The following is a 14,892-nucleotide window of genomic DNA, read 5'->3' as shown; positions in this document are numbered from 1 at the left end:
ACTCAATCAAATTAAAAGGCTGCTTTGCAGCCTTTTTTATGTGAAAATCTAAGCGCTGCCACTTGAAGTGGCAGCGCTTGTCCCCATTGATGTATAAAGCGTTCGGCATGTTGCCCAGCTGCTGACAACATTGAAAGTTTCTCCATGACAGAACAAACATTACCGGCTTTCTCCCCAGAATCTGGCTTATTGCCCTTGTTGCCCTTGCGCGACGTAGTGGTATACCCACATCTTGTCATCCCATTGTTTGTTGGCCGCGAAAAATCCGTCAAGGCGCTCGAACTTGCCTCAGAGCAGGATAAGCAAATCCTGTTAGTGGCTCAAAAATCTCCCAACAAGGATGAGCCTGATGCGGAAGACCTCTATGATGTTGGTACCGTAGCAACAGTATTGCAAATGCTCAAGCTTCCTGATGGCACTGTCAAAGTGCTGGTTGAAGGCTTGCATAGAGTGAAAGTGCTGGAGTTTGTTGAAACTCAGGAGTGCTTTGCCGCAAAAACAGAAATGATAGAAAGTCCGGCAGGCGATGATAGCCAGACTCAAGCCTTGATGCGTACTGTATTCACGCAGTTCGATCAATACGTCAAGCTGAACAAGAAAATTCCACCTGAGATCCTGACATCACTAGCCACTATTGATGATGCTGGTCGCCTCGCTGATACCATCACGGCGCATTTGACATTGAAGTTGGAAGAAAAGCAAAGAATTCTGGAAATGTTCAGCGTATCTGAACGCCTCGAGCACTTGCTGAGTTTATTGGAATCAGAAATTGATATCCTGCAGGTGGAGAAGCGTATCCGTGGCCGTGTAAAGCGCCAAATGGAAAAGAGTCAGCGCGAGTATTACCTAAATGAGCAGGTTAAGGCTATCCAGAAAGAACTCGGTGAGCAGGATGAAAATGCTGATATTGATGAGTTGGAAAAGCGTATTGCCGATGCTCGCATGCCTAAGGATGCATTGACCAAGGCCAATGCCGAACTCAAGAAGCTCAAGATGATGTCTCCGATGTCTGCCGAGGCGACTGTAGTGCGAAACTACATCGAAACCTTGGTTGGCTTACCTTGGAAGAAGAAAACCAAGATTAGTCGTGACCTTGGTATCGCAGAAGATATTTTGGATGCCGATCATTACGGTTTGGAAAAAGTGAAGGAACGTATTGTTGAGTATCTCGCGGTGCAACAGCGTGTAGATAAACTCAAAGCACCTATCTTGTGCTTGGTCGGGCCACCTGGTGTGGGTAAGACTTCATTGGGCCAAAGTATTGCCAAGGCTGTAAACCGCAAATTCGTACGGGTAGCCTTGGGTGGTGTGCGCGATGAGTCTGAAATTCGTGGTCATCGCCGTACTTATATTGGTTCCATGCCGGGAAAAATTCTTCAAAGCATGAATAAGGTGGGTGTTAAAAACCCATTATTCCTGCTCGATGAAGTTGACAAGATGGGGCAGGATTTCCGCGGCGACCCTTCTTCGGCGCTGTTGGAAGTGCTGGATCCTGAACAAAACCATACCTTCGTCGATCATTATGTCGAGGTAGAGTACGATCTTTCTGATGTCATGTTTGTAGCAACAGCAAACTCCTTGAATATTCCTGGCCCATTATTGGATCGTATGGAAGTCATTCGTGTGGCGGGCTATACAGAGGATGAAAAGGTCAATATCGCCATGCGTTATTTGTTGCCCAAGCAACTTAAGACACATGGTTTGAAGGAAACCGAGATTAGTGTTTCTGAAGCTACTATCCGGGATGTCGTCAGGTTCTATACTCGCGAAGCTGGTGTACGTAGCCTTGATCGTGAAATATCCAAGATATGCCGCAAGGTGGTTAAGGAAATCCTGACATCCAAGCCTAAAGCTGGGGCTGCTCCGCGCAAGGTAACCGTAACACCTAAAAATCTGGAAAAGTATCTTGGGGTTCAGCGCTTTGACTATGGCGTCGCAGCTAAGGAAAACCAGGTTGGTCAGGTGACAGGCTTGGCATGGACTGAAGTAGGTGGTGAACTGTTGACGATTGAGTCCGTTCTATTGCCAGGGAAGGGCAAGGTGATTACCACCGGCAAGCTAGGCGAGGTAATGCAGGAGTCCATCCAGGCGGCAATGAGTGTGGTGCGTAGCCGAGCCAAGCGCTTGGGCTTCTCCGAGGATTTTTACGAGAAGAATGACATCCACATTCACTTGCCTGAGGGTGCTACGCCGAAAGATGGTCCTAGTGCTGGCATCGCCATTTCAACAGCATTGGTATCTGTCTTAAGTAACATCCCCGTTCGTTCTGATGTAGCAATGACTGGTGAAATTACCTTGCGTGGTGAAGTGCTGCCGATTGGGGGCTTGAAAGAGAAATTACTTGCTGCCCACCGTGGCGGCATTAAAACAGTCTTGATCCCTGAGCAAAATGTGAAAGACTTGAGTGACATTCCTGCCAATATCAAGAATCATCTTGATATTCACCCAGTGAAATGGATTGATGAAGTATTGCAACTAGCACTGGAGAGGGTGCCAGAGTCAACTGATGCTGATGATACTGTGGCGGAAGTCAAACCGAAAGGTAAAAGCACTAAACCGTCTCCTGTGACTAAACATTAAGCAATGTCAATGTAATAAGCGAGGGAAAGGCTTGACATAGCCTTTTTCCGCTTGATATAAAGCAGGGCACAGGGTCTTTTCGCACCTGTTCTTAAACAATGTCGAAAGGGGATTTACATGGCAAACAAGTCTGAACTGATTGAGCAAATCGCTAAATCTGCTGGTCTATCCAAAGCTGCTGCTGGTCGTGCTTTAGATGCAACAACTGCTGCAATTACCAAATCATTGAAAAAAGGGGAGCTTGTCACCCTGATCGGTTTTGGTACCTTTTATGTTGGTAAACGTGCTGCACGCAATGGTCGTAATCCCCGTACTGGTGCCACAATTAAGATCAAGGCTGCCAATTCTCCTAAATTTAGGGCTGGCAAAGCGCTGAAAGATGCTGTAAACTAGCGGTCTTCGTTGGTTGAAGCGGGTGCTTAGCTCAGTTGGTAGAGCGTCGCCCTTACAAGGCGAATGTCGGCGGTTCGACCCCGTCAGCACCCACCATCAATCATCGTAAAAGTCGTTGAGTTTTGGAGAAAGCAACGCAAAGTCAAGGAGCGGTAGTTCAGTTGGTTAGAATACCGGCCTGTCACGCCGGGGGTCGCGGGTTCGAGCCCCGTCCGCTCCGCCAAGAAAAAAGCGAACCAGTCGGTTCGCTTTTTTTATTCCCTCTCACTTCCCCATACACTTCATATTTCACCTCAACACGTCACTATTGCCTCAGGCATGTCTTGCTTACTGCATGTGTGGTATATTTAAGAGTTGGGTTTACAAGTCAGTCTTGGTTGGCTGATCATTTCAAAGATTGAAAATAAAGAAGGCACATTGTTATGTTGGAAGCAATTCGTGATCGATCCAAAGGATGGTTAGCCAAAGCCATTCTGGCAGCCATTACTATCCCATTTGCGCTTGTCGGCGTTGATAGTTATTTGCGCGATGCCGGCTCAAATGTTGCGGTGGCCAAAGTAGGGAAGGACTCTATTACCGTACAAGAGTACAGCAATGCCTTGCAGAACCTTCGCAATCGTCTTCAAAGTGAAGGGAAGGTTGACCAGGCGGTGATTGACGGTCCTGAATTGAAACAGGCCGTGATTGATCATTTGGTCGAAGGGAAATTATTGGCAGCTGAAGTTAAGCGCGCAAATTTCATTGTCAGTGATGAGCAACTTTCCAATTACATTACGCGAGAAGAATCTTTCCATCAGGACGGTAAGTTTTCACAAGAGTTATACGATCAATTCTTGGCAGATCGCCGTCGCACTCCGTCCCAATTTGAAAATGAAGTACGTGGTGATCTACTGACAATGCAAGCACGTGAAGGACTATCTGCATTAGCTTTTGTGCCGAATGGTGTTGCTAACAATGCCATCAAAATTGAACATCAGTCACGCGAGGTAAGCGTTGCTGAGTTCAAGACAGCGGACTATATTTCCCAGGTCAAGGTTACTGACGATGAAGTGAAGGCTTATTACAAAGAGCACCAAGAGAAATTCAAGGTGCCTGAACAAGTTAAGCTTGAGTTCGTGCTACTTTCAGCCAATGCGTTAATTGCTAGTCAGCAAGTGACTGATCAGGAAGCACGAGATTATTACGCTCAGAATGCCGCCCAGTTCCAAGGTGATGAGCAGCGTCGTGCCAGCCATATTTTAATCAGCTTTGGAGTCAGCCCATCGCCAGATGCAAAACAAAAAGCCAAGCAAAAAGCCCAGGAAGTTTTGGCATTGGTGAAAAAAAATCCCGAGCAATTTGAACAGTTGGCACATCAATACTCGCAAGACCCAGGTTCAAAAGACAAAGGGGGAGATTTAGGCTTGTTTGGTCCTGGTGCCATGGTGAAGCCTTTTGAGGATGCAGTATTCTCAATGAAGCCTGGCACGATCAGCGACTTAGTAGAAACTGATTTTGGTTACCACATCATTAAACTGACCGAAATACACGGTAATGCTCAATCTTTTGAAAGCACTCAAGGTCAAATTCGTGCTGAGCTGATGTATCAAAAAGCTTTGGCCAAATTTTCTGAGCAAGCAGAGAACTTCAGTAACATGGTGTATGAACAGGCTGACAGCTTAGAGCCTGTTGCCAAGGAATTTGGTTTGCAGGTTCAAAACAGTGGGTGGTTAAGCCGAGCTGATGGTGCAAAATTCTTTAAAAATGATAAGTTGATGGATGCTGTTTTCAGTGACGAAGTATTGAAAGAAAAGCGCAATACTGAAGCGGTGGAGGTTTCGCCAAATAATCTGATATCTGCTAGGGTTGCAGAATATAAACCCGCAGCGGCACGTTCTTTTGAAGAGGTGAAGACTGGCATAGAGGACTTCTTAAAGCAAGAAAAAGCCTCCAAGCTAGCAAAGGAAAAGGGTGAAACAGCTCTTGCCGATTTACGTGCTGGCAAAACTCCATCATTAAGCTGGACAGAGGCTGTCACTGTTGATCGCCGTAATCCACAAAGCTTAACTGACTTATCTGTATCAACTGCATTTAAGGCAGATGCCTCAAAGCTACCAGCTTATAACGGTGTTTCTGATCGCAATGGATATCTATTAACTAAAGTTACTGCCGTGAAATTTGCAGTCGAAAGCGACGAAGAGCAACGTGCTGCAAAAACACAATTACAAACTGCACTGGCGGCAGAATACAGGCATGCATACATTAATTCACTTAAACAAAAAAGCAAAATCACAGTGAATAATCAATTGCTTAAATCAGATCAGGCAAATCCTTAACTTTTGGACTTTATCTAAATCTAATAAAAAAGGCTCTTTTAGAGCCTTTTTTATTTTACAAATACTTCACATCAGGCTGCACACCTTCTGCCGGCAGCGCAACCTGAAGAACTCCACGATCATGCAGATGATTAGAAGAGGGCAGATCCCGCAGGCGGTATACAGTCCGCAGACCAAGCATTATCACTTGCCGCGAGATCTACGGATCCACCTGAATTGAATATAAGGCCCCTTTCGGGGCTTTTGCATTATTACTTATTTGTATTTATCCTCTGGCTAGGGAGGGATAAATGGAAACGAAAGATATATATTCTTTAATACTTACAGGGGTTGGCTTAGTATTTTCTTTGTTGGCTTATAAGCGTTCAAATTATGCTTTGGAAGAAACTAGGCGGCAGAATGCAATAGCTATCCATGAAAAGCGTTATGACCTTTATAAAGAAATGAAACAAACAGTTACAGATGTAGCTCTGGCAAAAAGCTTTAGTGAGGCAGATGACGCAATCACTACTTTTTTTTATCAGTGTCAGTTAGCAGACATCTATTTTACGGATGAGATTGTTGAGAGATTGGATCAGTTATCCAAACTCTTGATGGGATTTGTTAGTTGCTACTCTGAATATGAGGATCTGGAAAAAACTGATGCTGAATATGCTCAGAAGAGGAAATTCTTTTTGGATTCAAGACGAATAATTTTTAGAGTTTCGGAGCCTTTATTCATAGATCTAAAAGATAGCTTAAGAATTTTCCCTCGCTCTGAAAGCTTATCCAAAAAACTTATAGTGCGGATAAAGCGATTATTTAGATGATGCTGGGGTATGGGGGCTGCCTTAAGCCCCCATGTAGACCGACGTCCTTGCGTTTCCAACGCGTCCTATAGACAAACATCGTCTCATGCCTGCCAATCTGGCAGCTAACCGCAAACAAGCCAAGATTCGCCCGTTTCATGACGCATTTAAAAAGGTGTCTTAAGGGTAAGGTATCGGCAACAACAACAAAATCGCTCCTAGAAATGAGTTACACGCCAAAAAAGACGCACCATGTAGATGTTCCAGATTGGGCAACAAAGTTAAGACACTAGATATGTGTTTAAGGAAAAGCTGCGTTTGGTGGAAATGGGATATGAAGTGGAACTAGTAAATGCGATATATAGGTATTACTGCGAATTGAGCATCGTTAGCAGCCGGCGTCTGCAAGAGGTGATCGATAATCCCAATCCCCAGATGAGGTTCAATTTTAATAGCCAGGACGATAATCTCATTACCTGATTATTTAACATAACACACAGGTAACGCTATGATTTTGAACGACTTTTTCGCCAGTGCCATGGGCGTGCGCGTTCTCTGAGAAAGTTGTGAAGCTGCCCGATAGACCTACCAGAATAATCCACAGGGCCGCAGTCGAAAAAAAACGCTTAAAATACAACCTCTTACTTTCGTTTTTCTCTTTTTCCGCATGAAAAGCCGCAAGCACTTCCGCTTGTGACTTGTTAAGAATTTCAGCCAATTTAAAACAGGTGTACACGTCTGGCACCCGTTCTCCCTTGCGATAGAACCTAAGCTCCCTCCCTGTAATCCCGATTTCATCCGCAAGATCGTCCCAAGTCTTTGCTTTCTTGGCTATTTTTGCTTCTTCAAATAGGTCGGCAGTGCTCATTTTAGGTGCTCCTTTTGTTTGTTGCATTTTACGCCATTTTTTCCTTGACAAGAGGACAAATTGTCCTTCATGATTCGCATAGGACAAATCGTCCTCTTTTAGTTCAATAAAGGAACCGAGAAATGATCAAGATTGAAATTAAGGACCAGACCGTAGAGACTCGGAGCGGTAACAGAAATGGTCGTGATTGGACTATGCGTAGTCAAACCGCATGGGCTCATACACATAGCCGCAATGGTAATCTTAATGCTTACCCCGAGCGCATCACCATCACCCTAGAAGATGGACAAGCCCCTTACCCCGTAGGCAATTATCAAATTTCCCCTGCTAGCCTTTATGTCGGTGACTTTGGTCGCCTGTCATTAGGGCGCTTAGTCCTGCTACCTCTCCAAGCCAAAGTGTCAGCGGCGGCTTAAATGTCTTTCGCGTTCTGCGACTGGCTTAGCTGCTATCAAGACCACGCAGGGGGCGGCTTACCCGTCATCAATAACGGGTGTGTCGCCCAATTCGAGGCCGATGCAGTTAAGAAATTCATCGACCCGGAAACGGGCGAGTATCGGATGATTTTTGATGCCTCACAGATCGAGTGGACAACGCAAAAACACTTCGACTACGAAGGCAGTTATGGCACCAAAATAAGGGTGAAATGTGATGGAAACAGGGTTAGCTTCGATGGGAATATCGGGCGCTGGGGCAGGCCTGATAACGTGTTTGGTTATAGCGTCTGCGCTTGTATTGAACGGGCTAATGCGATTCTCGAAATCTTGGGCCTCCCTCCGTTCACTCATGAGCGAAACATCCCAACGAGAGGCGATAGTTATATACCAAACGGCTGCATCATTACGCGGGTCGATCTCACCAAAAACTATGCAGCAGGTTCGCACAAGAACGCTGTCCGCCTTATCCACTACTTCGCTGGACAAGATTCAGGCCGCCGAGCCAGTGCCAAGCAGTACGGTGAAAACGGCGTAACGTGGAATGAAGGCTCTAAGTACTGGTATTCCAAGATGTATATCAAGGCCGAATCCCTCGGCAATGACGTATCACCCGAAGTAACAGAATGGGCGCGCGAAAGCGGAATAGTGCGCCATGAAATCAGCTTGAAATCCCGCTATCTGACACAGAACGGCTTAAGACACATCAACGACTGGAAACACAATGAGTGGGTCGTTTGGGATGAAGAACATGAAGAGGTGCCGACCATGGAAAACGTGATTTATAGAAGGTTCAGTGACGTATTAAAGCGCGGTCAAGCAGTCCGCACACCACTAGAAGACATTCCTGGCAATATAGGCAGAATCGCCAGAGATTGGCGTTCCGGTATTGATGTATGGGGTGATACCACAGTCACCCGACAAACACGCGCCAGATGGCGCAAACAGCTACTAGGCTATGGCATCGACATCAAGCAACCATCCAACGCCGTTCGACTTGCCACCCAAGTTCAAGTTATCGAATTGAAGGCTGCTGTTGAGCCTTCATGGTACTGGAATAGCCAAATTAAGCCTGAATTGAGGGCTGCGTGATGGAAAAAACCAAGCTATTTATTAAGCAAGCCAATGATCTACTTGATGACGCAATGCCTTTATTCGTTGCCTTGTTCCTTGGCCTGTTCTTTAGCTCCATCATTTTATTGATCTTTTCTTTATCAAGATTTTTATGGGCGGTTGCGTAATGCAATGCCTCATTGATCTAGGTTCTGGCACTTATCAAGTGCAAGCACCACAACCAAGCGACTACACCACTTGCAGCATGCTCGTGGTGAGTCCTACTGAATTGCAGTTCGACATGTATCACCTGTCGGCTGCGCAAGGGGTTCAATTGTCCATCGCAATAGGGACAATTTGGGCGGTGGCATTCGTTTTCCGAGTGCTAAATCAACAACTATCATCAAAGATTGGAGAATCAAATGAATAAGTTTCAAAAAGCAAAGCAATTTGTAACCGGTTTGGCAGTAGCCGCACCTGTTGGCCTGTTGAGCATCCCAGCTCGTGCTGAAATTGACGTGTCTGCTGTTGTGACCGTCATCGGTACTGGCGTGGCTGCTGTAACAGCCATTGGTGTTGCAGTCCTGAGCGTATGGGGCACTAAGAAAGTCTTCGGCCTCATCGCTCGTTAAGGTTAAAAGACCAATCGGCCTTGAGCGTAAAGCCCTCAAGGCCTTTTTTATTCTGGGGGCTGTATGGATGGCTGGATTGTGATGTTGGGGATACTGGGGGCGCTATGGATATTGTTCAACGCGTGATCGTTGCAATTCTCTTTTTAGTTGTTGGTATTGCTCAAGCTGCAACTGAACAAATCGAGGCTAAATATCGCTGGTCAGTGAATGTTTCGGGGTCAAATGCGGGCTTTCATGTCACTGCCCAACTCGCTTGTGATTCCTATGGTTCAACTCATGCCGATAATCAGAATGCCTCAGCTCCTACTGCCCATAAGACCTATGCCTATACCGGCATACAAGCTGTTAATAACGAGACCTATTTATGCCTAGTCAAGAATCAATTAAATGTTGATGCTAGTTTTACGGTGAATCGTCAGTGGTCATGTGATAACACCACTTGGAATTCTGGCAATAACAAAAAATACTATTGCACTGTCCCTGCCTGTGTTCCTCCTGAGGTTCGGAAACCTGATGGTTCCTGTGGCCCGCCTGTCAATTGTCAGCAAGGCCGTATTCTGGAATCAGGTCCTTTTGCGGATACCGATGGAGATGGTGCATTGCCACCATTGGCTTGCATCCGTGGCTGCTATGCGCATTTAACTAATGGTGGCGGTGCGCCTGAAATGGATTGTTCCATTGGTGGTGCTGGCACGATCGGCGTGTGCAGCTACGTGTTGCCGGGTGACTATATCGATCAGGGCGAAAGCTGCTCACCGGATAATTCCCCTACAAAAACCCCGCCCGCTGACCGTGGCCCTTGTCCTGCTTGTGACTGTATGAAGTCGGGCGGCTCATGGGGTCAAGTCAATGGTGTTGATCGCTGCATGCCCAAAGGTACGCCTGGCACATTGCCGGTGCAGACCAAGCCAGCACCAACTATCAAAGAAGACAAACCTAAACCCACTCCTGAAAACCCTAATCCAGACCCCACAAAAACCGTCACGCCATCGCCAACAGTCACAGTAATCCCGAATCCCAATGGTGGTGAACCTACGGTCAAAGAGGAAACGACTAACCCGGATGGCAGCACCACGACGACCACAACCGGCATGGGCGAATACTGTAAGAACAATGCAACCAGCAGTACTTGTAAATCAACAGGCACTGGCAATGGTGGTTCTGGTGGTGGTGACTTCCGGGGTAGTTGTGAATCAGGCTTCCTTTGCTCTGGTGATGGTGTGCAGTGTGCTATTGCTAAAAAGATTCATCAAAGCCGTTGTGACGATCTTGCTGAATTAAAGCAATTTAACCCAGCAGCAGAAGAGGGCAGGCGCATCTTGATGGGTGAACAAGATGAAGATGTTCAAAACTGGATGAATAAGGAAGGCGATTCAAAACGCACTATCAACCTCGCCAATGAAATTAAGGAATCAGGTGAATATCAGTTCAGCGCTCAGTGCTGGTCTGATCTCACTGTCAACATAATGGGCGCGGCTTTCACGCTCCCGTTATCCAAGCTGTGCAGCCTGTTTGAAATGCTCGGTTTTGCCTTGCTGGCTGCATCCTATCTGTGGGCATTGAGAATCGTGGGGATATGGTAATGGGCATCTTCGGTACGCCAGCCGCGTGGCTAGTCGCGGCAATAGTAGGGGGTTTTTCCAAGGGGTTGATGGAAGGCATTGTCAAATTCCTGACAGCAATGGGTATCGGCTGGGCCATGTATCAAGGCCTTGATGTTGTCATTCAACAGATTTTAACCGGTATCAAAGTCAATCTCGGTAGCTTGCCTCCGGAGATGGTCGGCATGCTCGGCGTGCTTAAAGTCGATAAATGCTTGAATGTCATATCAAGCGCCTTCATGGTGCGGCTGATCTTAAAGGGTGTAACAAACGGTCAATTTACCAAGCTGGAAATTAAACAATGATCACCCTAATCACTGGTTTGCCGGGCTCCGGTAAAAGCCTGTTTACCCTCAAGACAGTCAAGGAATTGGCTGATAGAGAGCATCGCCTGGTGTTCTATCACGGCATTCCTGAACTGTCACTCGATTGGCAGAAAATGGAAAAAGCTGAGGATTGGACGGAATGTCCCAAGGGCGCAATCATCGTGATTGATGAGGCGCAATCGACATTCCGTCCACGAGCTAACGGCGCTAATGTGCCTAAGCATGTAAGCCAGCTCGAAGTGCATCGCCATGATGGCCATGATCTCTTCATCATTACCCAGCATCCTATGTTGCTTGATGGTAATCTGCGGCGGCTGGTTGGTCGCCATTACCATGTGAATCGCTTTTATGGTTTCCAGAAGTCCGTTATCCATGAATTCCCACAAGTCAGGGACAACGTAGATAAGAACACTAAGGGCAGTATGCAGAAGGTGTTTCCATATCCCAAAGAGGTATTCGGCTGGTATAAGTCCGCGGACCTTCACACTGTAAAAAAACGCCTCCCGGCCCGGTTATTCCTCATCATCCTGCTGCCGTTGATTTTAATCAGCGCGATAGCAGGGGGCTTATATGTCATTCTGAATATAGGCGCCGATGCTGATGCGCAAGTAGCGGCTGAACAAGCCGAAAAAGAAGCGCAAGCCCAGCAAGCGCAACAAGTTCAGACCGTTGCGCAAGCCCAGCCACTGCCACAACTGGACTGGTACGCAAAACAGGTCGAGCGCGTACCCGGCTTGCCACATACAAAACCTGCCTATGATGAAATCACCAAGCCAGTGACGGCCCCAATTAACGCTGCTTGCGTCGATTTCAGGGGGCAATGCAAGTGTTACACCCAGCAAGGAACAGAACTCAACACGGATGAGCATCTGTGCCGTCAGATCATCGCAAAGGGGTTCTTCATCGACTTTGACCCAGGTCAAAGCGTAGCGGAAACCCAGCGCAAGCAAGAAGTGGCTGAAAGGCAGGCGGCAGAACGCCAGCGCGTAGCAGATGATCATCAGCGATCAATGGATAGGCTTGATGCTGAAAAGCCAGCGGCTCAGCCTGTGCAAGTCCAGCAACAAGCGCCAGCGGATGAAACGCCGAAGCCTAGCGCCATTACGCGCCAACGCATGCAACAAAGCCCTTGGGCATATAAAGAAGCCAGCTCATAGGCATTGCTGCGACAGCCGTAGGCGGCGCTGCAATGACTGTGTGCAGGGGTATGGGGGGCGCGTTAGCCCACCATGTAGACCGACGACTTCCAAGCCCGTAGAGGCGTTTAACGCGAGAATTGATACCTGAGTATCAAGCCGATCGTTATATCGCGCCCTGTAGACAAGAAAAAAGCCCCGATTGGGGCTTTTGTGTTTTTGAAGTTTGCGATCTGGTGCAAGTTAGCTGACGGCTCCAAAAAACTTTACGTGCCAGTTACACGTAAAGTAGGGAACATTTTTGTTCCATTTTCCATTTCAGCCTTTGCCGTAGGCTGTAAAGAAATGCCCTTATGATTTTACATAATATACACTGCTGACGCATGCGAGGCCTGCTGCAAGGGCTTCGTAGGGTAGTGATGACGTAGTCATCAATGTCAGTCCTGAAATTGAGCTTAGTGTCGCCATTAATGGTAGTGTTGCAAATCCTGCTTTTTTCCATTTGATATCACCTAGTTTGGTGTTTTCAAATTTCCCATTGATTCTTTCTTGTAAATAATCGCTACCACCATCTTCATGGAATTGTTCCCATAGGTCTGGGTCGCCAGTAGCTGAGTCTCTTTGCATTTCAAAAATTGTTACAGCCCTAACAAAATCTTTTCCCGCAATCCAACACATCTTTAAGAGGTGTGTATTGCTTGGTAGTGCGTGTCCATATCTCCAAGCTGAAACTGTCTGCCTAGTCACTCCTAATGTAATGGCTGTTTGATTGTCGCTGCCCGTTATTGCTTTTACTTCATCTAAGAATTTAGCGGGGGTTTCGATGTATCTAGCTGGAGCTTCCATAGCATTCTCGTCAGTTTTTAATTGACGTCATATTGTCATGTCAGTTATCTATTGACAATGTCAGTTAATACATGACATAGTGTCAATCAATAATTGACACTCCAGCTAAATGGCCTCGGGCTAGGAGCTACCACCATTAGAGGCTAAATAAACATCACGAAAAGGGAATTAAAAAATGGCTACTCAAGTGAAATTGCAAGTTCTTGCTGTTGGTGAAATTACCTCTGGTCAAAATCGTAGTGGTCAACCGTGGAACCGCCGCATTTTGCAAGTCTTCGTTGATCAAATCGCAGGCAATCATTCTGTATATGGCGAAAAAGAAGCTCTAGAGGCTTTGCAGCCTGGTATGTATATGGGGGAGTTGGCTCCTCGCGCTGCTGATCGTGGCGCTGTTGAATTCGCTTTGAGCAATCTGAAAGCAGTAACCCCAGCCCAAAGGGCGCAAGCTTAAAAAAAACAAAACCCCGGAAAGTCGGCAAACCTTCCGGGGTTTCTAATTTAACGAATCTGAGGTTCGCTAAACATGGAACTAAGTTTATCACAAGACATTGTTTTTGAAACTGATTATCCAACATATGAGGATTTGGGCTGTCCTGATTATCAGCTCACTATTAAGGAATATGCCACTGGCATCATTGATATGGTCATGCGTAAGGTCAACTTTATGGAAGAACTCCGGAAAGCCCGTTCTGACGGCCTCCGTGGTGTGCCATACAAGCCAGAATTGACCGAAGAAGAGCAAGCCGCCAAAGATGCAGAAAACCGTCTACGTGCTGCTAGACGTGCCAAAAAGAAGGTGAGGGAGCTAATACAGTCAATTGGAGCTGATCACCTGCTCACACTCACATACCGTGAAAATGTTGAAGATACAGACGTACTCAATGCTGACTTTACTAGATTTATTCGTCTGGTAAGACGCAAATATCCCAATTGGCTTTATGTTGCCGTCAAAGAATATCAAGAGCGTGGGGCGCTACATATGCATGTGGCCTGCGTTGGTTTTCAAGATTTACCTTATCTTCGCGCCTGCTGGTATGAAGCGATTGGCGGAAATGCCACTGATACCGGGGCGAATACAAAAGGGCAAGTTGACCTACGTTTCCAGAAAAAGCGCTGGTCTGGTAATACGCCTGTTTATACAGCATTCCAGCTTGCGGCTTATCTCTCTAAATATATTGCTAAGACTTTTGAACACGATGATCAGCTAGGTCAGCGTCGTTACAAGGCAAGTAGAGGCATTCCAGCACCAAAGATCACTCGACAGTACCTTGGCGCATTTGCAGCCATCCATAAAGAAGGCACCTTCTTAAAAGCAATGCAGCAAGTTGTTGGAATTGCTGACTTGATGGGAATTCGTGTCGACGATTACCAGCTCTGGAATCGCGAAACAGACGTATTGATTTTAAGGGGCTTCATATGAAAAGGCTGATTATCAATATCTCGTCTCTGGCTATTGGCCTTGTCATTGGCGGATTGCTGGTATTAGGGGCCGCATGATTCCCGCCCCTGATTTTGAATTAGGCATGCCTGAGATAGTGTTTTTCTTCTGTCTTTGGACATTTTGTTTAGTCGTTTTGGTAGCAATTTTAAGCCAGATTTTTACCGATCAACCCGAGTAGGGGAGAGCGCCACCAGTCGCACACTGGCATTCACAAGGAGTATTCAAAATGAAAGCATTGAAAGCACTATTTGCAACCTTCTTGGCCTTGATTGGCTTCACTTCCATGCAAGCAATGGCAGAAGTCCCGGCTTCTGTGACCAGCACCATTACAACCGCCGTTGAAGATGTCGGCACTATTGGTGGTTTGATTCTGGCGGTTGTGGTCGGTATTGCTGCCTTCGCTTGGATGCGTCGTCCAATCAAGTAAATGGCATACCTCCATCACAATCTGTGTTTTGGAGAAGTGGAGCAGCTATATC

Annotated in this window: 16 protein-coding genes and 2 tRNA genes; 16 read left to right on the top strand and 2 right to left on the bottom strand. The window is 46.6% G+C overall.

Annotated elements, in window-relative coordinates:
• Nucleotides 1–144: 144 nt before the first annotated feature.
• The 6 genes from lon (at nt 145) to LG202_RS04545 (ending at nt 6,097) form a co-directional block, all read left to right on the top strand.
• A complete protein-coding gene (gene lon / locus LG202_RS04570; RefSeq protein WP_230347227.1) occupies nt 145–2,580 on the top strand; it encodes an endopeptidase La in 2,436 nt (811 codons plus the stop codon).
• A gap of 117 nt (nt 2,581–2,697) precedes the next feature.
• Nucleotides 2,698–2,973, top strand: coding sequence for an HU family DNA-binding protein (locus LG202_RS04565; protein WP_011479634.1), 276 nt, complete (start codon nt 2,698–2,700; stop codon nt 2,971–2,973).
• Nucleotides 2,974–2,993: 20 nt separating this feature from the next.
• Nucleotides 2,994–3,069: transfer RNA gene (locus tag LG202_RS04560), tRNA-Val, on the top strand.
• A 50-nt stretch (nt 3,070–3,119) separates the two neighbouring features.
• Nucleotides 3,120–3,196: transfer RNA gene (locus tag LG202_RS04555), tRNA-Asp, on the top strand.
• 199 nt (nt 3,197–3,395) lie between these two features.
• Nucleotides 3,396–5,288 carry a SurA N-terminal domain-containing protein gene (locus LG202_RS04550; RefSeq protein WP_230347226.1) on the top strand — a complete coding sequence of 631 codons (1,893 nt, stop codon included), beginning with the start codon at nt 3,396–3,398 and terminating at the stop codon, nt 5,286–5,288.
• 290 nt (nt 5,289–5,578) lie between these two features.
• Entirely contained in the window at nt 5,579–6,097 is a 519-nt protein-coding gene (locus tag LG202_RS04545; RefSeq protein WP_230347225.1) for a hypothetical protein, read from the top strand.
• Nucleotides 6,098–6,560: 463 nt separating this feature from the next.
• Here LG202_RS04545 and LG202_RS04540 read toward each other — a convergent pair whose 3' ends face one another.
• A complete protein-coding gene (locus tag LG202_RS04540; RefSeq protein ID WP_230347224.1) occupies nt 6,561–6,944 on the bottom strand; it encodes a helix-turn-helix domain-containing protein in 384 nt (127 codons plus the stop codon).
• A gap of 122 nt (nt 6,945–7,066) precedes the next feature.
• Between LG202_RS04540 and LG202_RS04535 the strand changes: the two genes are divergently transcribed.
• The 7 genes from LG202_RS04535 (at nt 7,067) to LG202_RS04505 (ending at nt 12,147) form a co-directional block, all read left to right on the top strand.
• On the top strand, nt 7,067–7,360 hold the full coding sequence (locus LG202_RS04535; RefSeq protein WP_230347223.1) for a G5P family DNA-binding protein: 294 nt from the start codon (nt 7,067–7,069) through the stop codon (nt 7,358–7,360).
• Complete coding sequence (locus LG202_RS04530) at nt 7,361–8,470, top strand: phage/plasmid replication domain-containing protein (RefSeq protein WP_230347222.1); 1,110 nt, start codon at nt 7,361–7,363, stop codon at nt 8,468–8,470.
• Entirely contained in the window at nt 8,470–8,619 is a 150-nt protein-coding gene (locus tag LG202_RS04525) for a hypothetical protein (protein ID WP_230347221.1), read from the top strand. Before LG202_RS04530 ends, LG202_RS04525 begins: the two co-directional genes overlap by 1 nt.
• Nucleotides 8,620–8,853: 234 nt before the next feature.
• On the top strand, nt 8,854–9,063 hold the full coding sequence (locus LG202_RS04520; RefSeq protein WP_230347220.1) for a major capsid protein: 210 nt from the start codon (nt 8,854–8,856) through the stop codon (nt 9,061–9,063).
• Between the two features lie 104 nt (nt 9,064–9,167).
• Nucleotides 9,168–10,646: a virulence factor TspB C-terminal domain-related protein gene (locus LG202_RS04515; protein WP_230347219.1), complete on the top strand. Its 1,479-nt coding sequence runs from the start codon at nt 9,168–9,170 to the stop codon at nt 10,644–10,646.
• Complete coding sequence (locus tag LG202_RS04510; RefSeq protein WP_230347218.1) at nt 10,646–10,969, top strand: DUF2523 domain-containing protein; 324 nt, start codon at nt 10,646–10,648, stop codon at nt 10,967–10,969. The genes LG202_RS04515 and LG202_RS04510 overlap by 1 nt, the downstream gene beginning before the upstream one ends.
• Nucleotides 10,966–12,147 (top strand): zonular occludens toxin domain-containing protein, encoded by a 1,182-nt coding sequence (locus tag LG202_RS04505; protein WP_230347217.1) that lies wholly within the window; start codon nt 10,966–10,968, stop codon nt 12,145–12,147. The genes LG202_RS04510 and LG202_RS04505 overlap by 4 nt, the downstream gene beginning before the upstream one ends.
• 330 nt (nt 12,148–12,477) lie before the next feature.
• Here LG202_RS04505 and LG202_RS04500 read toward each other — a convergent pair whose 3' ends face one another.
• On the bottom strand, nt 12,478–12,972 hold the full coding sequence (locus LG202_RS04500; RefSeq protein WP_230347216.1) for a hypothetical protein: 495 nt from the start codon (nt 12,970–12,972) through the stop codon (nt 12,478–12,480).
• A gap of 175 nt (nt 12,973–13,147) precedes the next feature.
• Here LG202_RS04500 and LG202_RS04495 point away from each other — a divergent pair, with 175 nt between their 5' ends.
• The 3 genes from LG202_RS04495 (at nt 13,148) to LG202_RS04485 (ending at nt 14,840) form a co-directional block, all read left to right on the top strand.
• The gene (locus LG202_RS04495) at nt 13,148–13,423 is read left to right on the top strand and encodes a hypothetical protein (RefSeq protein WP_230347215.1); all 276 of its coding nucleotides are present in this window, start codon (nt 13,148–13,150) and stop codon (nt 13,421–13,423) included.
• A 72-nt stretch (nt 13,424–13,495) separates the two neighbouring features.
• Nucleotides 13,496–14,392: a rolling circle replication-associated protein gene (locus LG202_RS04490; RefSeq protein ID WP_230347214.1), complete on the top strand. Its 897-nt coding sequence runs from the start codon at nt 13,496–13,498 to the stop codon at nt 14,390–14,392.
• Nucleotides 14,393–14,639: 247 nt separating this feature from the next.
• Nucleotides 14,640–14,840 carry a major capsid protein gene (locus LG202_RS04485; RefSeq protein WP_230347213.1) on the top strand — a complete coding sequence of 67 codons (201 nt, stop codon included), beginning with the start codon at nt 14,640–14,642 and terminating at the stop codon, nt 14,838–14,840.
• Nucleotides 14,841–14,892: the final 52 nt, after the last annotated feature.

The organism is Methylobacillus methanolivorans (genome assembly GCF_054588515.1).
Note: the sequence above shows the minus strand (reverse complement) of the source record. Positions and strands in the feature narration are given on the sequence as shown.